At 67.3% G+C, this 20,970-nt stretch carries 17 protein-coding genes; 12 read left to right on the forward strand and 5 right to left on the reverse strand.

Going from position 1 to position 20,970, the window contains the following annotated elements:
• Positions 1-45 precede the first annotated feature (45 nt).
• The 3 genes from OG474_RS28985 to OG474_RS28995 all read right to left on the reverse strand — a co-directional run bounded on the left by OG474_RS28985 (position 46) and on the right by OG474_RS28995 (position 4,544).
• The gene (locus tag OG474_RS28985) at positions 46-504 is read right to left on the reverse strand and encodes a GNAT family N-acetyltransferase (protein WP_405056756.1); all 459 of its coding nucleotides are present in this window, start codon (positions 502-504) and stop codon (positions 46-48) included.
• Between the two features lie 1,012 nt (positions 505-1,516).
• Complete coding sequence (locus OG474_RS28990) at positions 1,517-2,737, reverse strand: alkaline phosphatase (protein ID WP_405056757.1); 1,221 nt, start codon at positions 2,735-2,737, stop codon at positions 1,517-1,519.
• Positions 2,738-2,759: 22 nt separating this feature from the next.
• On the reverse strand, positions 2,760-4,544 hold the full coding sequence (locus tag OG474_RS28995) for a hypothetical protein (RefSeq protein ID WP_405056758.1): 1,785 nt from the start codon (positions 4,542-4,544) through the stop codon (positions 2,760-2,762).
• Between the two features lie 251 nt (positions 4,545-4,795).
• On the opposite strand from OG474_RS28995, the gene OG474_RS29000 reads away from it, so the two are divergent.
• The 11 genes from OG474_RS29000 (at position 4,796) to OG474_RS29050 (ending at position 15,703) form a co-directional block, all read left to right on the forward strand.
• Entirely contained in the window at positions 4,796-5,911 is a 1,116-nt protein-coding gene (locus OG474_RS29000; RefSeq protein WP_405056759.1) for an ABC transporter substrate-binding protein, read from the forward strand.
• A 65-nt stretch (positions 5,912-5,976) separates the two neighbouring features.
• Positions 5,977-7,128: a histidine kinase gene (locus tag OG474_RS29005; protein WP_405056760.1), complete on the forward strand. Its 1,152-nt coding sequence runs from the start codon at positions 5,977-5,979 to the stop codon at positions 7,126-7,128.
• On the forward strand, positions 7,125-7,751 hold the full coding sequence (locus tag OG474_RS29010; RefSeq protein WP_405056761.1) for a response regulator transcription factor: 627 nt from the start codon (positions 7,125-7,127) through the stop codon (positions 7,749-7,751). The genes OG474_RS29005 and OG474_RS29010 overlap by 4 nt, the downstream gene beginning before the upstream one ends.
• Positions 7,752-7,832: 81 nt before the next feature.
• The gene (locus OG474_RS29015) at positions 7,833-8,636 is read left to right on the forward strand and encodes a maleylpyruvate isomerase family mycothiol-dependent enzyme (RefSeq protein WP_405056762.1); all 804 of its coding nucleotides are present in this window, start codon (positions 7,833-7,835) and stop codon (positions 8,634-8,636) included.
• Positions 8,637-8,652: 16 nt separating this feature from the next.
• Complete coding sequence (locus OG474_RS29020) at positions 8,653-10,014, forward strand: amino acid permease (RefSeq protein ID WP_405056763.1); 1,362 nt, start codon at positions 8,653-8,655, stop codon at positions 10,012-10,014.
• Between the two features lie 65 nt (positions 10,015-10,079).
• Complete coding sequence (locus OG474_RS29025) at positions 10,080-10,436, forward strand: YciI family protein (protein WP_405056764.1); 357 nt, start codon at positions 10,080-10,082, stop codon at positions 10,434-10,436.
• 6 nt (positions 10,437-10,442) lie between these two features.
• Entirely contained in the window at positions 10,443-11,660 is a 1,218-nt protein-coding gene (locus OG474_RS29030; RefSeq protein ID WP_405056765.1) for an RNA polymerase sigma factor, read from the forward strand.
• Between the two features lie 139 nt (positions 11,661-11,799).
• On the forward strand, positions 11,800-13,302 hold the full coding sequence (locus OG474_RS29035; protein WP_405056766.1) for an alpha/beta fold hydrolase: 1,503 nt from the start codon (positions 11,800-11,802) through the stop codon (positions 13,300-13,302).
• A gap of 33 nt (positions 13,303-13,335) precedes the next feature.
• A complete protein-coding gene (locus OG474_RS29040) occupies positions 13,336-14,076 on the forward strand; it encodes a sugar phosphate isomerase/epimerase family protein (RefSeq protein WP_405056767.1) in 741 nt (246 codons plus the stop codon).
• Positions 14,077-14,181: 105 nt separating this feature from the next.
• Positions 14,182-15,162 (forward strand): iron-siderophore ABC transporter substrate-binding protein, encoded by a 981-nt coding sequence (locus OG474_RS29045; protein WP_405056768.1) that lies wholly within the window; start codon positions 14,182-14,184, stop codon positions 15,160-15,162.
• A 34-nt stretch (positions 15,163-15,196) separates the two neighbouring features.
• Entirely contained in the window at positions 15,197-15,703 is a 507-nt protein-coding gene (locus OG474_RS29050; protein ID WP_405056769.1) for a winged helix-turn-helix transcriptional regulator, read from the forward strand.
• Here the strand turns inward: OG474_RS29050 and OG474_RS29055 are convergent.
• On the reverse strand, positions 15,693-16,460 hold the full coding sequence (locus OG474_RS29055; RefSeq protein WP_405056770.1) for an SDR family NAD(P)-dependent oxidoreductase: 768 nt from the start codon (positions 16,458-16,460) through the stop codon (positions 15,693-15,695). The two genes, OG474_RS29050 and OG474_RS29055, sit on opposite strands and share 11 nt — an antisense overlap.
• Positions 16,461-16,803: 343 nt before the next feature.
• On the opposite strand from OG474_RS29055, the gene OG474_RS29060 reads away from it, so the two are divergent.
• Positions 16,804-19,527, forward strand: a complete 2,724-nt coding sequence (locus OG474_RS29060; RefSeq protein WP_405056771.1) for a carbohydrate-binding protein — start codon at positions 16,804-16,806, stop codon at positions 19,525-19,527.
• A 4-nt stretch (positions 19,528-19,531) separates the two neighbouring features.
• Here the strand turns inward: OG474_RS29060 and OG474_RS29065 are convergent, their stop codons facing one another.
• The gene (locus OG474_RS29065) at positions 19,532-20,878 is read right to left on the reverse strand and encodes a ferric reductase-like transmembrane domain-containing protein (protein ID WP_405056772.1); all 1,347 of its coding nucleotides are present in this window, start codon (positions 20,876-20,878) and stop codon (positions 19,532-19,534) included.
• Between the last annotated feature and the right edge of the window lie 92 nt (positions 20,879-20,970).

Raw genomic sequence — 20,970 nt, forward strand, 5'->3', positions numbered from 1 at the left:
CTGCCTTCAAGACAGGAAGACGGTTCGCTTTGTGACTCGCGCCCCCTAGAGGGACTTCGCGTAGCAGAACGTCGCCGGCTGATCGACGTACTTGCCCCAAGGATCGGTACGCCGGTAGCCGCTCGACTCGTACAGCGCGATCGCCTCCGGCTGGAGCTCGCCGGTCGACAACCGCAGCACCGGATGCCCAGCCTCCCGAGCCACATGCTCAAGGCAAGTAAGCAGGACCCGAGCAAGCCCACGCCCCCGCGCCTCCGGTACGACGAACATCCGCTTCAGCTCACCATCACCCGCATGCTCGCCCCCCGCCTCGAAGGCCTGCACAGCGCCGCACCCAACCACAGTCTCGTCATCCAGCACCACGAGATACCGAGCGCCGTCCTTCACCACCGACCGCCCCTCCGCGCCGTACCGACCAACCAGCTCCTCAAAAGCAGCAGCCAGCAACCGCCCCAACTCCGGATCGTCAACCGGCCGTTCCTCAATCACCAAGTCAGTCGCCACAGCGCCCATTGTGCAGCACCACGGCCGCCTGCAAGCTGTCAGATTGCACCCACCTGCAACGTGCTGCCAGCGCCCACGCCTTCCCGGACCTGCGGAGGTACCCCGCAGGCCGGTTAGTTAGTGGTGCCGGGTCAACACGAGTTCACCCGCCTAACGTCCGAACGATTGCAGTACCTGGTCGGCGTGTTTTCGGACGTTAGTCTCACGCCACCACTGTCGATGCGAGACCGACCACCCGCTTTGCTGGCCGGTACCTTTTTTGGGGATAGCAACCGGAACGTACCGACTACCGTCACCCGCCGACCTCAGCCGTAGCCCGGAACCTCAAGCAACCGAAACCCTGGTCGCCGGTCTCGCCATCCCCCTCAGCCAGGCACCTGCTGAGCCACCCGCCTCAGTAATACCGCCGCAGCGGCGACCAGCCACCGCCGAACGCCGCCGGCCGCATCCGAGCGGTCGGATGGGACGAGCACCTTCGGGAAGGCGGGGTTCTTGACCCAGCCCAGCGGAGATCCACGGGGACCGACTGTCACCGAGCGGCAGTAGATCCCCGCAAATCTGCATCTGCGGAGTCAGTCGCTGCCTTTGTGGAACATTGCGGCCGCTGGGCGCACATTTGGTTCCACAAAGGCGCGATTCGCCCGCCTCCGGCGGCCATTGGATCTGCGTCGTCTACGGCTGACGGGCTATGGCTGAGCTACATAAAGGGCCGCGCTGACAATGACGGTCGTGTGGGGTGGGCTTCGCGGGCGAGTACTTCACTACCGCGACGGGTCACTGACCAGGCATCCTCGCCACCGGCCGCACCCGCCACCCACCACCTCGCACCCCGCATCAGCTGGACCCGCCCCGCAGCACCACAACGTCCGAAAACACGCCGACCACGGTACTGCGGGTCTTCGGACGTCAGCGGTGGAAACAGCCCGAACCTCCTCAACTCAGCGGCCTTGGGGGTGCGCCGGGCGGTGACTTTCGGTCGCTCGTATTCGGGATTGCAGGAAGTTGCAGTGGGTCAAAGGCGGGCGGCGGCTCGCATGGCGGCGTAGACGTCGGTGTTGTCCAGGACTCGGGCTAGGCGTTCTGAGCCTGGGCCGGAGGCGGTGAGGGGAGTGTCGGCGTTGGTGTGGCTGTTGGTGGTCCAGTCGACGGCGAATTTGAGGTTGGAGCCGGGAATGGGGAAGGGGCCTTGCTGGCGGTGGTCGGTCTTGGCTTCGTCGGTGTCGTAGTCCTCGATGCTCAGGCCGCCGGTCTCGTGGTCGCCGTTGATGATGACGAGGGTGTCGGGGTGCTTGGCGACGAAGCGCATGACCTCGGCGACGGTGTTGTCGAGGGCTCGGCCGGCGTCGATCACGCCGGCGGCGTTGTTGTCGTGGGACAGGCCGTCGGTGCCTTCTTCTTCGAGGAAGAGGAAGAAGCCGCGGGGGTTCTGGGAGAGGACGTCCAGGGCTTTGCGGGCCATCTGCTGGAGCGGCACGCGCGGCGCGTACTTGCCGTCCGGTCCGTAGTCGACCATGTCCTCGTTCGCGAAGAGTCCGAGCAGGCGGTTCGAGCGGGTAGTGCGCAGTTCGTCGGCGTTGCGCACGTAGGTGTAGCCGCTGCGTTGTGCCTTCTCGACCAGGTTGCCGTACGGGCTGTTGCTCTCCTCGCCAGGCTTGTCGGGCCACTGGCCGGGGTTGCCCTTCGGGTACCACCAGTCTTCGCCGCCACCGAGCAGTACGTCGGGCCTGACCTTCTCGATGTACTGCCGGGCGATGTCGTTCTGCAGGTCGCGGCTCGGCACATGCGCGGCGAAGGATGCCGGCGACGCACCGGTCACCGTGGCCGTGGTGACCAGGCCGGTCGACTTCCCCGCCTTCTTCGCCAGCTCCAGGATCGTCTCGACCGGTCGGCCCTTCGCGTCCAGGCCGATCACGCCGTTGTTGGTCTTGTGCCCGGTTGCCAGCGCGGTGGCCGAGGCTGCGGAGTCGGTCACGACCTCGTCCGGATCGACCGATGAGGTGCGCACCATCCCGGCAACCGGCAGCTTGTCGAGCTCCAGTTCGCCGTGCCGGCCCTTGGTGGCCAGCCGGATCAGGTTGCGCTGCCCCGGACCGAGTCCATCACCCTGGATGTAGATGATGTTCTTCGCGACGCGGGGTCTCTTCGCCTCCTGCCCCTGTGCCGTCTGCGTCACGGCAACCGCCGTACCGCCGCCGAGAACTGTCAACGCCACTGCCACGGCTAGACCGCGCATATCGCCTCCTGCGTAGAAGTTGTTAAAGATTCCCGATGCGTACGGCGCCGCCGGCGGCCTCGTCATCGGTTCCATAAAGCACCCGGTCGCATGAGCGCGACAGACAGGTCAGCGCCTCGATCTTGTGACCGGGATACCGGGCAAGCTCCTTGGTGGCCAGCCCGATCGAGCCGTCCTTGCCGAGCTTGCCGGCCAGATGTACCGCGGAATCGAACGGCCCGTCGTCGCCCGGATCCGACGCCGAGGTGACCAGTACGCGGTTGTCGTCGGTGATCTCGAGATCGGAGATATGCCGTACGTCGGTCGTCGGATACGGCACGCGGAACGGCACCGACCGCACCTGCCCGAACGACGTACTGGCGACCTCGAACGGCGCCGAGTAGATCGTCGACGACCGGGCGTCCTGGCCGCGGTCGGCCCAGACGGCGTACAGGCGGTTCCGGACGACCTTGAGTGCGAAGCTCTCGTAGTTGTCATCCGGTTGACCCTGCGGAACCTGGAAGGTGGCGAGCACCTTGAGCCGCAAAGCCTTCAACTGGAAGACGAAACCCTTGCCTGCACTGGCCAAAGCGACGTACTCGCCGGACCGACCCGGCACCGGCTCGACCGCTTCCAGGTCGACCGGCAGCTCACCAGGCCAGACGATCGGCTCGACCTTGCGCACCTTGCCGTCGTCGTACCGGAGCCGCACCGCCCTGTTCTCGCCGACCTTCTTGTTGTCCCGGACAACTAATACGTCGTCGTCGCCCAGTACGGCGATCCCGCTGACACCGGCCGTCATTCCGTCGGCGATCTTCTGCCAGCTGTCGTCCGCCCGCGCGGTCGGCGCAGCAGCCGAGCAGGGCAACGACCCGGCGCGCAGTACGTGTCCGCCGTCGTTGCCGTCGTCGGCCCAGACGACCTCCTTGCGTCCCGCCGTACAAGTCCCGATCGCGAAGCCCTCGTTGTTGTAGTCGGGCAGTTGCGTCGGTCGGTTGTAGGTGGCGGAGACGGTGAACTTGCCGCCGACGATCGACAGTGCCGCGCTGCGTCCCTGACAGGTGTCGTCGCAGGTCGACCACAGCCGACCGCTCTCCGGCTCGAACTCGAGATCCATGATCGCCGCGAGTCCACCGGCGAAGGTCGCGACGCGGGTGAACGTCCCGCCGGACTGGTTCAGTGCGTACGCGTAGACCGTCCCGTTGTCCTCGAGCCCGGCGAAGTACAGCCCGGTGCCGTGGTTGGCGTACGAGGCCGGGTTGTACGCGGCCTTCGTGCGCTCGTCGCGGAAGCCCTTCGCGGTGAGGAACGAGTCCGGCACCCACGAGATCGCCTCGAGGCCGCTGTTGCTGTCCACCTCGGGCAGGTCGTCGGTGAGATCCCATTCGGCAGTGGCCTTGACAGATCTCGCCGTCGACTTCGGATCGAACCGCAGGATCTTGAGCGAACTGGTCTCGTCGTCGTCACCGTCGCGCTCGGTCGCGACCAGCAGGCCGTCCGGCGTCCGGACCACGCCTTCGGCATCCGGATCGCCACTGCCGTCGCGATAGTTCAAGGACCGAGCGCCGACCGAGTCCGGCTTCCAGCGGGTGCCGTCACGCACCAGCCGGTACAACGATCCGGGCCCGTTCTTCACGGCCCACAACACATCCGGGCTCTCGAACGAGAGCCCGCTCAGGTTCTTCCCGAACACATTGCTGCCGTCGGCAACAGTGACGGCGGGCCCACCGGGCCATGAGGTGGCGGCTCGCGCTGGAACAGCCATCACGGACGAGGACAACACCGCGACAACAACTGCGGAGGCGGTCGTACGGCGAAACAGGGACACGTCGCGCTCCTTCCGGCCAAGGGGCGGGGCTCGGTGAACAGCAGCGGAACAATAAGGAAACTTTCCTAACAGAAACCGGACTGTACCGATCGGCAGAGAGCCCGGCAAGCCCTCGGTGCGGCTGAGATTCAACCGAAAGGTTGAAGCGGAAGAAGCCGTTCGGCCCCGGAATGGGCCGGTCGGTGGAGGCGGTGCGACGGCTGCGGAAGCCAGGATCTGAGCAGGGAACTCCACCAGAAAGGACCGCCATCATGGACGATCAAGGACTCAGCCGGCGCACCATTCTCGGAGCCGGTGCAGGTCTGGGAGCGGCTGCCGTACTCGGTTCGGCGACCAGGGCCTCGGCCGCCGGAGTCGCCGAGGAGACGCGGTCGCTGGACGAGCTGTACCGCGCGGCGGTCGCTGAGTCCGGCAAGCTGGTCGTTTACGCGGGCGGTGATAGATCGGACCAGCAGTCGGGCATGGCCGCGGCCTTCCGGGCGAGGTTCCCCGAGATCGACCTGACCGTGGTCGTCGACTACAGCAAGTTTCACGACGTACGGATCGACAACCAGCTCGCCACCGGGACGCTGGTGCCGGATGTGGCGCAGTTGCAGACACTGCAGAACTTCGACCGCTGGAAGCGCGAAGGACGGCTGCTGCGCTACCGGCCGGCCGGATTCGGTAGCGTCCACAACGGTTTCAAGGACAGCGAGGCTGCCTGGACCGCGATCGCCGTGTACGGCTTCAGTTTCTCGTACGACGCGGACGCGGCCGGCGCGGATGCACCCCGCACGCCGAAGCAGCTGACCGATCCGCGCTGGCGTGGCCGCATCTCGTCGGCGTACGCGAACGACGACGACGCGACGCTCTTCCTGTTCAAGCGGTACGCCGAGACCTACGGCTGGTCGTGGATCGCTCAGCTGGCCGAGCAGCAACTCGCGTTCGGCCGGGGGAGCGACACGCCCGCGCGGACGCTCGCGGCGGCGCAGAAGGCGATCGGAGTCGGCGGCTCCGGCGATCCGCGTGGCACCGGGCGAGTGCGCTGGGTGGTGCCGGCCAGCGATCCGTTCATGGCCTGGGGCCAGCGGGCCGCGATCTTCGCCGCGGGCCGGAACCGGACCGCCGCCAAGCTCTACCTGAACTGGCAGCTCACCAAGGAGCGGCAGCAGGCCGCCTACAACGGCTGGTCGGTCCGGACGGATGTTGCTCCCGGCACCGGTCTGCGACCGATCTGGACCTACCGGAACGCCAACCTGGACGGGTTCCCGGCCTTCATGGCCGACCGCGCCGAGGTCGAACGCTGGCGGCAGACCTTCAGCCTGTACTTCGGTGAGGTCACCGGACCGGCGAGCCCGGGCTGGCTCGGTCTGCATCCCGGTCGCTGACGGATCCTGATTGGGTACCGCGGATACACTCGGCCAGCAGAATGCTTCGAACGAGGGGAGCCGACGTGTCCCGGAGCGCGGTGTCCCGGCTGGAGATCGCCATGCATGTGGCGTTCGTGCTGATTGTCGCCGGTTCGGTGATTCGGCTGTTCAGCATCAACAGCCCGTTGTGCTACCGGGTGCTGGGGCTGAGCGTGCTGCTGTCCGGCGGCTATGCACTGACGGTCTGGGGTGGTCAGCGGCTCGGCCGCTGGCAACCGGTCGTGATCACGGCGATCGCCGCCGTCTGGTTGCTGGTGGCAATGACACTGCCCACCTCGTACGCGGCCGTCTATGCCTGGCTGGCGATTCCGCTGGCCTGCTTGATCCTGCGGGCGTTGCCGCCGAGGCCGGCGATTGTTGCGGTCGGCATCCTCACCCTCCTGTTGGTGCTCGCGGTGTTCCGTCAGTCCGGTGACTTCGAGCTCTTCCTGCCGCCGGTCGCCGCGATCCTGACCACGGTCGCGTTGTATGCCGCCCAGCAGCGTGACACCAGTAGCCGTCAGCAACTGCTCGACGACCTCGCCGCCACGCGCGATCAGTTGGCCGAGCAGCAACGCGAAGCTGGTGCGCTGGCCGAGCGGGCCCGGCTGGCGCGCGAGATCCACGACACGCTGACCCAGGAGATGGCCGGCAGCCGGATGCTGCTGCAGGCGGCGGATCGGGACTGGGACGGGGATCCGGCCAAGGCCCGGCAGCGGGTGCGGGATGTCGCGGACACGCTGGGAGACAACGTCGTACAGGCTCGGCGGATGATCGCCGATCTGACGCCGGCGGAGCTGGCGGACGGCAGCCTGGAGGCAGCGTTGACCGAGTTGTGCCGGCGGGAGCAGCGGTACGGGGCCGAGGTCGAGCTCGAGGTGAAGGGCGAACCGCGGCCGATCGGTCCCGACGTGGAGACCGCCCTGCTGCGGACCGCGCAGGGTGCCTTGGCCAACGTCCGGGACCACGCGGACGCCGATCGCATCCACATCGTGCTGGATTGGCGCCTCGCGTCGGTCCAGCTGGAGGTCCGGGACAACGGGACCGGCCTGACCGCCGCGGCCGACGTCGACGTCGACCGCGGCTATGGCTTGCCGGGTCTGCGGGAACGCTTACGCGGTCTGGATGGCACCTTGACGCTCAACAGCACCCCAGGCCGCGGTACGGCGCTGACTGCCGAGGTGCCGGCCGGATGAGGGTCCTGCTCGTCGACGACCACAAGGTCGTCCGCGCCGGGCTGCGGGCGCTGCTCGAGGGCGAGCCCGGGTTCGACGTTGTCGACGAGACCGGTGACGGCGAGGAGGCGATCAAGCTGGTGCTCGACCTGCGCCCGGATCTCGTCCTGATGGATCTGCGGCTGGAGAAGGGCGCGATCGACGGGGTGGAGGCCACCCGCCGGCTCGCCGCGATCGCGCCGGAGACGAGGGTCGTCGTACTGACCAGCCATGGGACGCGCACCGACATCGCCTTGGCGCTCGCGGCCGGTGCTCGTGGTTATGTCCTCAAAGCAGGGCCGCCGGACGAGCTGTTCCGCGCGCTCCGGACGGCCGGCGACGGTGGTACCGGTATCGCCCAGGAGGCGATCGGCCTGCTCGTGGACGAGGCGATCGCCCCGACCGCCGAGCTGAGCGATCGCGAGATCGGCGTACTGCGGCTGCTCGCCACAGGGCGCAGCAATCGTGAGATCGCGGGTGACCTGCTGCTCAGCGAGGCGACGGTGAAGACCCACCTGATCCGCATCTACCGCAAACTCGGCGCGGCGAACCGGGCGGCCGCCGTCACCGAAGCCGTCCGCCGGGGACTCGTCGACCCGGGCTGACCCGGTGCGGGAATAGCAGGGGCGGATAGGTGATTGAGTGTTGAATCGACTGATCGCACCACTCCTGTGGAGGTACAGCTCTTGAGTAACGCCGATACCGTCATCGCCGCGATCCGGACCGGGTACGACCGGCTCGCGGACCTGGTGAAGAAGTTCGACGACGATGCGCTGGCCGGTCCGTCGGCGGCGACGGAGTGGGATATCGCGCAGGTGCTGAGCCACCTGGGCAGTGGTGCCGAGATCATGACCAACACGCTGCAGCTCGCGCTCGACGGGAAGCCGCCGGCGGATGGCGCCGAGAAAGAACAACAGAGCAACCAGACTGTTTGGGCGCGCTGGAACGCGGCCTCCCGCCGTGAGCAGGCTGACGGTTTCATCGAGTGGAACGACAAGCTGGTCGCGCTGTACGAGTCGCTGAACGCCGAGCAGCGTGTCGACCTCCGCGTCGAGCTGGGCTGGCTTCCCGAGCCGGTCGACGTGGCAACCATCGGCCGGATGCGGCTCAACGAGGTGACGTTCCACTCGTGGGACGTCCGCAGCGCCCTGGATCCGAAGGCGACGCTCGACGCGGCCGCGATTCCCGAGATGCTCCAGAACACCGGCAACCTCAGCTGGATCACCAAGCCGGCCGAGCTGAACGGGCAAACCGCCGTACTGGCTGTCGCGACCACCGACCCGGCGACCGCGTTCACGCTGCGCCTGGCCGACCCGGTCACCATCGACGAGGACCCCGCCGACCAGCCTGATGGTTCGCTGACCCTGCCCACCGAGGCCTGGCTCCGCCTGTACGCCGGACGCCTCGCCGCGGACCGCACACCGGACTCGGTGAAGATCACCGGTTCGATCGACCTGGACACCCTCCGTAAAGTCTTCGCGGGCTACTGAGTTTAGAGTCGGCCATATGGCTGGTACCGACAACGAACTTTCGGCGGGGCTGAAGAGCCGGCATGTGACGATGGTCAGCATCGCGGGGGTGATCGGTGCCGGCCTGTTCGTGGGGTCCGGTACGGCGATCAGCAAGGCAGGCCCCGGCGTTCTGATCGCGTATGCGTTCGCCGGGGCCCTCGTCGTACTGGTGATGCGGATGCTCGGCGAGATGGCGGCCGCGAATCCGGACACCGGTTCGTTCTCGACGTACGCCGATCGTGCGATCGGGCCGTGGGCCGGATTCACGGTCGGGTGGCTGTACTGGTGGTTCTGGGTGCTGGTGATCCCGGTCGAGGCGACCGCGGCGGCCGGGATCCTGGAGAGCTGGACGGGCGTACCGAAGTGGGTCTGGGCGCTCGCGGTGACGCTGGCGCTGACCGTGACGAACCTGTTCAGCGTCGCGAACTACGGCGAGTTCGAGTTCTGGTTCGCGCTGCTGAAGGTCGTCGCGATCGTCGGCTTCATCGTGGTCGGGGTGCTCGCTGTCCTGGGCGTCTTCGGTGAGACGCACAGTGGGGTCGCGCATCTGTGGGACACCGGGGGATTCCTGCCGAACGGGTTCGGTGCGGTCGCCGCGGCCGTGCTGGTGACGATGTTCAGCTTCATGGGGACCGAGATCGTCACGATCGCCGCGGCCGAGTCGGACCACCCCGACGAGAAGATCGGCAAGGCCACCCGCTCGGTGATCTGGCGGATCGGCATCTTCTACCTGGCATCGATCCTGCTGGTGGTCGTGATCGTGCCGTGGAACGAGCCTCGGCTGGCCGCGGACGGTTCGTACCAGGTCGCGCTGGAGGCGCTCGGCGTTCCCGGCGCCAAGCTGATCGTCGACCTCGTCGTCCTGGTGGCTGTCGCCAGCTGCCTGAACTCCGCGCTCTACACCGCATCCCGGATGATCTTCTCGCTAGGCAAGCGCGGCCAGGCACCCGCGGTCGTGACCCAGACCACCAACCGCGGTGTGCCGCGCGTCGCCGTGCTCGCCTCGACGGCGGTCGGCTTCCTGGCCGTGATCAGCAACTACCTCTTCCCGGATGATGTCTTCGGCGTGTTGCTGGCCACCTCCGGCGCGGTGGCACTGCTCGTGTACTTCGTGATCGCGATCTCGCAGCTCCGCCTCCGCGCGAAACTCGAGGACTCCGGTGCGCCGATGCCGGTCCGGATGTGGGGCTACCCGTATCTCACCTGGGCAGTGGTCGTCGTCATTCCGGCCCTGCTCATCTACATGGTCACCCAGTCCGGTCAGCGGCTGAACATCGGCGCGACCGCGGTGATCGCGATCGCCATCACGGTCGTCGGCATCATCTCGACCAGAAAACGGGCCCGAGTGTCGATCTGACGTGGGGCGACTTCGTCGTACAGGTAGAAGGGTCAAACGGTGACCCGGAAACAAGGAGCTCCACGATGATGAAGTACCTGGTACTGATCTTCGGCGACGAGGCCGAGTGGGCCGCGATGGATCCGGAGGAGCGTGCGCGGATCGACACGGCGCACCGGGAGTTCGTCGGCAAGGCCGGGGACGCGATCCTCGCCGTCGGCCAGCTGGAGCCGCCGCAGACGGCGACCAGCCTGCGGACCGGCGGTCCCGGTCAGGTGTCGATCACCGATGGGCCGTTCCTGGAGGCCAAGGAAGGGCTCGGCGGCTTCTACCTGCTGCAGGCCGAGGACCTCGACCAGGTGATCGCCCTGGCGTCGGGTCTGCGCGAGGTCCATGTCGGCCACAGCGGCGTCGAGATCCGCGCGCTCGTCAACCACGGCTGACCAACGATGAAAGAGGTGGCGGAGGCGCATCGGCAGGAGTGGGGAAGGGTGCTCGCGGCAACCACCCGGGTGACCCGTGACCTCGATCTCGCCGAGGAGTTCACCCAGGACGCGTTCGCCCAGGCGCTGCGCACCTGGCCGGAGTCCGGCGTACCGGATCGGCCCGGCGCCTGGCTGACCACGGTCGCGCGGAACCGGGCCCTGGACTTCCTTCGGCGGGAGGCGCACGGCCGGCGATCGCTGCCACTGCTGGTTCCTGACGATGCGGTTCCCGGGCCGGAGCAGATTCTCGAGGACGATCTGCTCCGGCTGGTCTTCACCTGCTGCCACCCGGCGCTCTCGCGTGATGCGCAGGTGTCGTTGACGCTGCGGCTGGTGTGCGGTCTGTCGACGAGTGATGTCGCGCGGGCCTTCCTGGTCCAGGAGTCGACGATGGCGGCCAGGATCACCCGCGCCAAGAAGAAGATCGCGGCGGCCGGGATCCCGTATCGGGTGCCGCCGCCGGATCAGCTGGTCAACCGGCTGGTCGCGGTCCTCGAAGTACTGCACCTGATCTTCACCACCGGCCATACCGCGCCGTCAGGAACAGAGCTGGTACGCCGGGACCTGGTCGACTGCGCGATCGGCCTGACTCGAACCCTGCGACTGCTCATGCCGGGGACTGCCGACGTGAGCGCCCTTCTCGCGCTGTTCCTGCTGGTCGAGGCCCGATCGGCCACCCGGATCGGCGCCGACGGCCGGTTGCTGCTGCTCTCCGAACAGGACCGCGGTCGATGGGATCGAGACCTCATCAACGAGGGCATCGCTGCCCTGACTGACGCCCTCACCCGCGCCTCCCCCTCGCGTTATGCGGTCGAGGCCGCGTTGGCCGCCGTACATGCCGAGTCTGCTTCGTGGGAGGCGACCGACTGGTCAGGCATCATCGCCCTGTACGACGTCCTGCGCGCCTCCTGGCCTTCGCCGGTCGCCGACCTGAACCGCGCGGTCGCCATCGGAATGCGCGACGGACCGGCCGCCGGCCTCCAAGCCCTGGAACCGTTGGCCGCCGAACCAGCCCTCGCGAGCTACCACTACCTGAGCGCCATCCGCGCCGACTTCCTCCGCCGCCTCGGCCGCACGGCCGATGCCCTGCTCGCCTACGAGGAGGCCCTCGCCCTCGCCGACAACGAGGTCGAGCGAGAGTTCCTGCTCGCCCGCCAGGCCGCGCTGCGCGCAACCGGCTGAATTGCTTCGAAGGTCCGATCGCGTCCGCCCACGGGATGATCCGGCGACCATCCCGTGGGTGGTACCGGGCGTACGGGCCGGCTGGAAGGGTCGTTGGCGGGGGAGGCCGATGAACCTTCGAGAGGGAGTTATGCGACCGATGAAGCGAGCGCTCGGGGTGCTGAGCGCGGGTGTGCTGCTGGCGGCGAGCGGTGTTGTGGTGGCACTGCCCGCAGACGCCGGTACGGCGAGGATCGCCTGGAAGAAGTGTGCGAACGAGCAGGCCGGGTTCGAGTGCGGAACGCTGGCCGTGCCGATCGACCGGAGTAAGCCGGGCGGTCCGACGTTCGAGCTGGCGATGAACCGGCACAAGGCAACCGATCCGGCGCATCGCGTCGGCGTCCTGTTCGTCAATCCAGGCGGTCCGGGCGGCTCGGGAGTGCAGTTCGCCTACGACTCCCTGGAGCTCTTCTCGCCGCAGATCGTGCAGCGCTTCGACATCATCGGCATGGATCCGCGCGGGGTCGGCGACAGCAAGCCGGTGGTTTGCGACGCCGGTCTGCTCGCGAAGCAGCACGCCGCGGTCTATCCCAAGACGGCCGTGGAGTTCGCCAAGCTGGTCGCCCTCGAGAAGCAGTTGCGGGCGGACTGCCGGCAGAAGACCGGCCCGGTGTTCGACCACCTGTCGTCGGCCGATGTCGCCGACGACATGGACGCGCTTCGCGGCGCGCTGGGCGAGGCGAAGCTGAACTACTACGGCATTTCGTACGGCACGTTGTTCGGGCAGGTGTACGCCGAACGGCACGGCGACCGGGTCCGCGCGATGGTGATCGACGCGAACATGGACCACAGCCTCGACGCCCACGCCTTCCTGACCGCCGAGGCCCGGGCGGTCGAAGACTCCTTGAAGGAATGGGCGAAGTGGAATCAGCGAACCGCCTCGTCACCGCTGCACGGCCAGGATGCTCTGAAGATCTGGGACGGCTTGATGGCCAAGGCCGATCGCGGTGAGCTGATCGAGCACACTCCGGACGGGGATCAGAAGGTGAGTCCACTCGGGTTGACCCGGGCCGCGGGTGGCATGGGCTACGGACCTGACTGGCTCCCCTTCACCGAGGGGGTCAAGGCTCTGCAGACAGGTTCGTCCGGTGCACGCCGGATGTCGGCGCGGGCTGATGACGCCGTCCCGGAGGCCTTCGCAGCCTCGCTCTGCAGCGACTTCAACTTCCCGATCCGCGACTTCAAGCACTATCAGCAGCTCGCTTCGGCTGAGCGGAAGAACGCTCCGCACGCCCGGGGTTCCGACCTCGGCCACATGGCCGTCACCGCCTGCCTCGGTTCGGCCAAGGCCGGGAATCCCCAGCACACCCCGAAGATCAACACCACCGGCAAGGTGCTCGTGCTCAACTCCTTGCACGACCCGGCGACGCCGTACGAGTGGGCCGCTGCGCTTCACCGCGCGGCCAAGGCCAGCACGGTCCTGCTGACCTATGAGGGCTGGGGGCACGGTGCGTACGAGCACACGACGTGCACTCGCTCGAACACCGACAACTACCTGACCGCGCTGAAGGTGCCTGCCGACAACACGCGCTGTGCAGCTCAGGATCCGGCGGCGTCGGCGAAGTCCCGCCGTACCGAGGTCCTGCCGCGACAACCGTTCTGAGCCGAGTGCGCGAGGGTGGCCTACGCTTCCGGCGTGGCCAACCCTCGCGCGCGGATCGCACTGCAGATGTGGTCGTTGCATGACCAGGCTGGGCAGGACCTACTGGGCGTTCTTGGCCGGGTCGCCGAGCTCGGGTTCGCCGGTGTCGAGACCTATGACCTGTACGGCCACGCGGCGAAGGCCGTCAGGACCCGCCTGGACGACCTCGGGCTCGAGCTGTGTAGTTCGCACGCGCCCTTCTCCGCGGGGACGGTAGTTCTCGACCAGTACGCCGAGTTGGGCGCCGGCACGCTCGTGTGGAGTCTCGAGCCGGCGGAGTTCACCACGCTCGACGGGATCCTGCGGGGTGCCGAGCGGATCAACGAAGCGGTCGCCCGGGCGGCGGCGTACGGGATGCGGGTCGGGTACCACAACCACTTTGCGGAGTTCCGGAACTCCTTCGGCGGGCGATCGGCGTACCAGGTCTTGCTGGACGAGCTCGATCCGGCGGTGGTCCTCGAGCTCGACGTCTACTGGGCGCAGGCCGGTGGCGTCGATCCCGCCGAACTGGCCGCCGCACTCGGCGATCGGTTGGAGTACCTGCACCTCAAGGACGGACCCGCCAAAGGGATGAGCGACTACCTGGTGCCGTACGGCGAGGGCGTGGTCGACATCGACGCAGTCGTCCGCGCCAACCCTTCGGTCCGCTGGAATCTCGTCGAGGTCGACCGTTCGCACCACGAGATCTACGGACTGCTCCGCGCCTGCCACGAATACCTCGCCGTCGACCGTTGAGCTCAATCCCCGGTACGGCGGTTGTAGGCGCCGTACCACCAGATGGCAGCGAGTTCGGTGGCGAAGGCGGTGCGGCATCAGGTAAGGGCAGGCTAACCTTCAGGCATGCGAATTCTGCGGCCTCAGGGCTTGATCGGTACGGCGGTTGTGCTCGTGGTGGCCGCGGTTGGCCTGGCTGGGTGTGGCAGTGGTGACAAGGCTGGGGCCGCCGGCGGCACGTTCGCGAAGGTGGACACGAAGTTCGGCGCGGTGACGATTCCGAGCGAGCCGAAGCGGGTTGTCGCCCTCGGTTGGGGGGATGCCGAGACCGCGCTGGCCCTCGGAGTGCAGCCGGTCGGGGCGAGCGACTGGCTGGCGTTCGGTGGCGAAGGGGTCGGGCCATGGGCGACCGGGCGGTACCAGCAGGCGCCCCAGAAGATCGGGACCCTGGAGCCGGAGTTCGAGAAGATCGCCGCGCTGAAGCCGGATCTGATCCTCGACACGAAGTCGAGTGGCGACCAGACGCGGTACGACACGTTGAAGGCGATCGCCCCGACCGTCGGCGTACCGACTGGTGGTGACGCCTACAAGGTGTCGTGGGAGAAGCAGACCGAGATGGTCGCGGCGGCGCTCGGGCGGGTCGATCAGGGCAAGCAGTTGATCGCCGACACCAAGGCGCGGTTCGCCAAGACCGTTGCCGAGCACCCCGAGTTCAAGGGCAAGACGATCACGCTCGGCTCGCGGACGAGCGACGGGTACGGCGCCTACACCGCCGGAACCGGACGCGTCGACTTCGTGGAGCGGCTGGGCTTCACGAACAACCCGAAGGTCCAGGCCAAGGCGGACGCGGGGTTCTCGATCAAGGTGTCGCAGGAGCAGCTCGACCTGCTGGACGCCGACCTGACGGTGATGGCGCCGATCGGGGTCGACGCCACCAAGATCACCGGCGATCCGCTCTTCCAGAAGGTCCCGTCGGTCAAGGCCGGTCACGTGGTCGTCTTCAACGACAAGACGTTGAGCAGCGCCTTCGCGACCGACTCGATCCTCTCGATCGGCTACGCCCTGGACAAGGTCGTCCCGCTGTTCGCGGCAGCGCTCAAATCGTAGTTCATTGATTGAACTGCATCGGTAGGCTGGTCTCATGACGCTTCCCAGTACTTACGCCGACCGGAACTGCTCGCTGGCCCGGGCGCTGGCAGTGGTGGGTGAACGGTGGACGCTGATGATCCTTCGGGATGCTTTCTTCGGCGTTCGCAGGTTCGGCGACTTCGCCACCCAGCTCGGTATCCCGCGTGCGGTGCTGACCAGCCGACTGAAGCTCCTGGTGGCGGAAGGGGTGATGACGCGAAGCGACGGGCAGTACCTGCTGACCGACAAGGGCATCGCTTTGTGGCCCGTCCTGCGCTCGCTGATCGGTTGGGGTGACGAGTTCTATTCGCCGACCGGGGTCAAGCGAGCGCTGTTGCACGACAAGGACGGCGGGGTTGTCGACCCCGCCGGGCGGTGCGAGACGTGCCGCAAGATCGTCAAGGTCCCGGACATTCGGGTGGAGCCCGGTCCTGGCTACGAACCAGGCGCTGCTGAACTCGACCCGGTGTCCCAGGCGCTCAACACGCCGCACCGCTTGCTCGAGGCAACTACCAGTTGAGCTGGACCGGCAGGAAGGGTACGTCGTCCGGGGCAGCCTTGCGCGCTTCGAGCGCGGCCTTCGCGGGGGCGCCGACCGGTATCCGCAATGGCGGCTCGGGGTTCTCGATGGTGTCGGCGACTGCGACGGCGACTTCTTCCGGGGTGACAGGCTCGCCGCGGAGGACGCCGACCTGCTCGAGGAGTGGCTGGTAGGGATCGTTCTCGGTGAAGAACGACTTGGCCCGCTCGGCTCCACCGGACGACACGGCTCCCGGCTGGATGACGCTCACCTTGATGCCGAAGTGGCCGGTCTCGATGGCCAGTGCCTCGGCGATCGCTTCCAGCGCCCACTTGCTCGCGCCGTACGGGCCGATGATCGGCAGCACCAGGCGGCCTTGGATGCTGGACACGAAGATCAGCCGGCCCTCGCCTCGTGCGCGCATGGCCGGAAGCAGGCCCTGCGCCACTCGTAGTGGGCCGAACGTGTTGAGCTGGAAGAGCGCCTCGAGCTCGGCGATCGGCACGTTCTCCAGCGGGGAACGGATAGTGGCGCCGGCATTGCTGACGAGGATGTCGACCTCGCCTGCCGCGCGTAATGCCTGGTCGACGCTGTCCTGATCGGTGACATCGAGGCGCAGCCGCTGGTCCACGGCGAGGTCGTCGAGGTCCTCGGTACGCCGGGCTGTCGCGATCACTCGGTGGCCGCGGGTCGCCAGCTCGGTCGCGATCGCCCGCCCGATGCCTCTCGAGGCTCCGGTGATGAGGACGGATGCCATGGTGCTCTCCTGTCCGATGGTGTGTGAAGGGGTGATTTCACTGTACCTCGCGCAGTTCAGTCACTGAACTACGCCCGTCGACGCCGAGACAAGGCGATGACATTTGCCGGATCGGATCCTGAGGGACTGTGAGGACCAGCTGCCGGAGATCATCGGCTTCCTGTCGCAGGCGGGCTCGCTGGGCGTTCCTTCTTGACGGGTGGAGGACATTCGCGTTTCATCCTCCTACGGTGTCAGTGCAAATTTCCGATGATTCTTCGAAACTTTCTGACATCGAGGCCGATGCAGTCGCCCTGCCGGGACGCCCACTCCCGGCCCTGCACAGCCAGAGAGAGGAAGAATCATGCGCTCCATTCCGCTCCGCCGACTGATCGGCGCCGCCTGCACCATCGCCCTCACCGCGATCTCGCTCACCGCCGTGGTCGTGACGCCGGCAGCCGCCGCCGGCGCCACGGTGCCGTTCACCAGCCTCGAAGCCGAGGCCGGTTCGCTTGGCGGGGGCGCGACCTCGGTGTCGCTGACCGCGGCGCCGACGACGCAGTTCTCGAGCGCTTCGCTGGAGGCTTCCGGTCACGCGTACGCGCACCTCGCGGGCACCGGCCAGAGCGTGCAGTGGACCAACAACACCGGTAGCCCGATCAGTGCGATCACTGTCCGGGTGAGCATCCCCGACACCAGTGGCGGCGGCGGCCAGACCAGCACGCTGAACCTGTACGTCGACGGCGGGCTGCGGCAGGCGCTCAACGTCAACTCGAAGCAGACCTGGCTGTACGAAGGCAACAACAACTACAACGGCAACAGCCAGAACCCGTCCGACGGCAACCCGCGGGTGTTCTTCGACGAGACGCACACGTTCGTCACCGGTACGCCGATCGCGGCGGGCGGAACGTTCATGCTGCGGAAGGACGCCGCCAACTCGGCCGCCTTCTACGACATCGACGTCGTCGACGTGGAGAACGCGCCGGCCCCGATCGCCCAGCCGGCCAACTCGATCTCGATCACCGACTGCGGTGCCGTCTCGGACAACACCCCGACCAACGGTGCCGCGGCCCCGGCATCGGTCGACAGCCGGGCGGCCATCCAGAACTGCATCAATCAGGCGCAGTCCCAGGGCCGGACCCTGTGGATCCCGGCCGGGACCTTCTACGTGAAGGGGACCCAGGGGCTGCAGGCTCAGGGCATCACCATCGCCGGTGCGGGCGCGTGGCACAGCACGATCTACCGCGACGTGCCGCTGCCGAACAGCACCCCGCTTCCGGCGTTGTGGGGCCTGAACTCGACCACGATCCGGAACCTCCATGTCGATTCCAACGCGACCAGCCGCGCCACCATCGACGGCGCGGGCGGATCAATGGACATCACCGGAACGAACTGGGTGGCCGAGGGGATCTGGACCCAGCACACGCTGTCGGGCTTCTGGGCCTCCGGCACCGGCGGCAGTATCCGGAACAACCGCCTCACGACGATCTGGGCCGACGGCGCCAACATCAACAACGTCTCGATGGGCAATTCCGTCGGCAATAACCTGACCATCACCAACAACTTCGTCCGCGGCACTGGTGATGACGCGCTGGCGATCAACTCCGTGAACTACAACGACATCGACGGCACGCGGGTCTACTACACCCCGATGGCGAACGCGATGGTGACGAACAATACGTCGACCGCTCCCTGGGGCGGCAAGGGTCTGGGCATCTACGGCGGCAGCGGACATCGGGTCGAGAACAACTACGTCTCCGACACCGCGCGCTACATCGGTCTCGGCGCCGGTCGGTTCGGTGTCAACGGCAACGATCTGTCGTCGACCACGGTCACCGGCAACACCGTCGTACGGTCGGGCGGGAATGCTTACAGCCAAGGGCAACCGGCGTTCCACATCGGGAACGGCGGCGACGGGCAGAACGTCGGCGTGGTCGACCACGTCACCGCCACCAACAACACCATTCTCAATTCGCTGTACGACGGGATCGGCTTCTCGACCTCGACCAACACCCAGCTCCAGAACAACACCGTCACGTCGCCGTGGCGGAACGGCATCGTCATCGCGCCGGCGTTCTACCCGGCTCCGTCCGGATCCGCGACGATCACCGGCAACACCGTGAACGGTGGCGGGACGCCGTACATCAATAACTCGGGTGGATTCGCGGCGTCGCTCAGTGGCAACAGTTGGCAGACCGGCGGTTCGACCGAGGCCCCGTACGGCGGTGCGGCGGCTGCGGTCCCCGGCCTCGTGCAGGCGGAGAACTACAACACCGGTGGGCAGGGCGTCGCGTACAGCGTGAACTCGATCAACGGTACGGCGAACAGCTATCGCGGCGACGGCGTCGACCTCGAGACCACGTCGGACGCCGGTGGAGGCTACAACCTGGGCTGGACGAGCGCCGGTCAGTGGTTCCACTACACGGTGAACGTCGCCACCGCCGGGACATACAGCGTGGCAGCGCGCGTCGCGACGCCGGCCGCGGTGACCAACGCGTTCCATCTGGTCAGTGCCTCCGGCACCAACCTCAGCGGCAACGTCAGCCTCCCGTCGACCGGCGGCTGGCAGACCTGGGCAAACGTCACCGCTCAGGTGACCTTGCCGGCCGGGCTGCAGACGCTGACGGTCTACCAGGACAACGGAAACTGGAACCTCAACAGCCTGCAGTTCACCAGCGGCTCGACCCCGACCGCGAACCTGGCCGCGGGCAAGCCCACCAGCGAGTCCTCGCACAGCCAGTCCTACGTGTCGGGCAACGTGACCGACGGCAACCAATCGTCGTACTGGGAGAGCGCGAACAACGCGTTCCCGCAGTGGACCCAGGTCGATCTCGGCTCCGCCCAGTCCGTCAGCCGCGTCGTCCTGCAACTGCCCGCCGCCTGGGGAGCGCGCGACCAAACCCTGTCCCTGCTCGCCTCCAGTGACGGAAACACATTCACCACCGTAAAAGCTGCCGCGACCTACACCTTCGGCCCGACCACGACCATTACCTTCCCCGCCTCGACCCAGCGGTATTGGCGAGTAAACATCACCGCAAACACCGGCTGGCCGGCCGCACAACTCTCCGAATTCCAGATCTGGAGCTAAGACCTCAGGCCGCACCGAAACGCTCGGTGTGAATGCGGCGCAAGGGAATGCCGCGCGCGGCGAGTGCGTGGCTGACGGTATGGACCATCGGGTCCGGTCCGCAGATGAAGTAGTTGAGGCGGGACGGGTTACGCGGCAGATAGCGCGAGAGCACTCTGCCGCTGATCCGGCCCGTCTCTCCGGTCCATCCCGGTCCTGGCTTGCTGAGCACCTCGACGACCTGGAGGTTGAGGCGCTTGCGGACCTCGAGGATCTCGGGGCGCAGCATCAGCTCCTCGACCGTCCGGGCGGCAACGATCAGCCAGTGGCGACGCCGGTCGCGGCGATCGGCCAGGGTGCGCAGCATGCTCAGCAACGGGGTGATGCCGACCCCGGCCGCGATCATCATGAACCCGGCCGAGCCGTCGTGGCCCTCGATCGTGAACCCGCCGTACGGGCCGTCCAGGTAGACGCGGCGGCCGGGCCGCAAGGCGCTGAGCAACTCGGTGAAGTCGCCGAGTGCCTTGATCGTGAACTGCTTGACGCCCGGGCGGTCGGCCGTCGACGAGATGCTGAACGGATGCTCCTCGAACACGAAGGCCGACGTACCGAACTTGAGCCACGCGAACTGCCCGGCGTTGAACGGTACGCCGCTGTGCCGGTCCGCGGCGAGCGTCAGCGTGACTCCGTCGCCCGGTTCCCGCCGTACCTCCTGAAGTAGGTAGGAGCGTCTGCGTGCGCGCAGGGGCAACCACAGCCAGCGGCGTGCGCCGAGCGCCGCTACCAGGAGGCCGGTACCGAAGAACCAGATGGCCAGCAACGGCTTCGTCATCAGGTGCCGCAGCCACCAGACATGCATCCAGGCAGTCATCAGTACGGCGCCGGCCAGCACGTTGTGGACCATCCGCCAGCCCTCGTACCGCGGCTGCCTGCGGGATCGCGTGATCGCCAGCACGACCATCAGGATCAGCGCCAGCGTCGAAGCCGTCGCCGCGCGCGCCGCCCAGGTCGTGTTCAGCAGGTTGAAGATCTTGAGGCCGCGGGGATCTTCGATCAGCACCACGACGACGTGTGCCAGCACCAGGACGACTGCCCACTTGGCGGTACACCGGTGGATCTTGAGGATCGTCTCGATCCCGAACGCCGCGATCAGCGGCGACACCCGGGCCGGCAGGATCACCGCGACCACCAGTGCCGAGAAGGCGACCAGGCCGAGGCCCACTGCGATCGCTTCGCCGACTTTCATCGTGCGCAGGCCGTACGACAGCCAGGTCAGCGCGATCGGCACCAGGAGCGTCTCGAGGTAGAGCGCGAACCAGCCGATCCGGGCCGCTGTCCCGTGGACGTGGGTGGTGACAGGTGCTCGCTGCATCATCTCGCTTCCCATCACTTGTTGCCGGGCGGTGCTGGAGAAATTACGCGCGGCGACAGCCCTTGTGAAACACCGTGTTCGAGACCCTTTCC

Origin of the sequence: Kribbella sp. NBC_01505 (assembly GCF_045040285.1) — a bacterium.
In the GTDB taxonomy this organism is placed as follows: domain Bacteria; phylum Actinomycetota; class Actinomycetes; order Propionibacteriales; family Kribbellaceae; genus Kribbella.

Coding starts and splice junctions, on each gene's coding strand:
- OG474_RS29030 (WP_405056765.1), top strand. CDS start 10,443: ATGAAAGAGGTGGCGGAGGCGCATCGGCAGGAGTGGGGAAGGGTGCTC.
- OG474_RS29020 (WP_405056763.1), top strand. CDS start 8,653: ATGGCTGGTACCGACAACGAACTTTCGGCGGGGCTGAAGAGCCGGCAT.
- OG474_RS29010 (WP_405056761.1), top strand. CDS start 7,125: ATGAGGGTCCTGCTCGTCGACGACCACAAGGTCGTCCGCGCCGGGCTG.
- OG474_RS29050 (WP_405056769.1), top strand. CDS start 15,197: ATGACGCTTCCCAGTACTTACGCCGACCGGAACTGCTCGCTGGCCCGG.
- OG474_RS29035 (WP_405056766.1), top strand. CDS start 11,800: ATGAAGCGAGCGCTCGGGGTGCTGAGCGCGGGTGTGCTGCTGGCGGCG.
- OG474_RS29065 (WP_405056772.1), bottom strand. CDS start 20,878: ATGCAGCGAGCACCTGTCACCACCCACGTCCACGGGACAGCGGCCCGG.
- OG474_RS29000 (WP_405056759.1), top strand. CDS start 4,796: ATGGACGATCAAGGACTCAGCCGGCGCACCATTCTCGGAGCCGGTGCA.
- OG474_RS29045 (WP_405056768.1), top strand. CDS start 14,182: ATGCGAATTCTGCGGCCTCAGGGCTTGATCGGTACGGCGGTTGTGCTC.
- OG474_RS29025 (WP_405056764.1), top strand. CDS start 10,080: ATGATGAAGTACCTGGTACTGATCTTCGGCGACGAGGCCGAGTGGGCC.
- OG474_RS29060 (WP_405056771.1), top strand. CDS start 16,804: ATGCGCTCCATTCCGCTCCGCCGACTGATCGGCGCCGCCTGCACCATC.
- OG474_RS28990 (WP_405056757.1), bottom strand. CDS start 2,737: ATGCGCGGTCTAGCCGTGGCAGTGGCGTTGACAGTTCTCGGCGGCGGT.
- OG474_RS29055 (WP_405056770.1), bottom strand. CDS start 16,460: ATGGCATCCGTCCTCATCACCGGAGCCTCGAGAGGCATCGGGCGGGCG.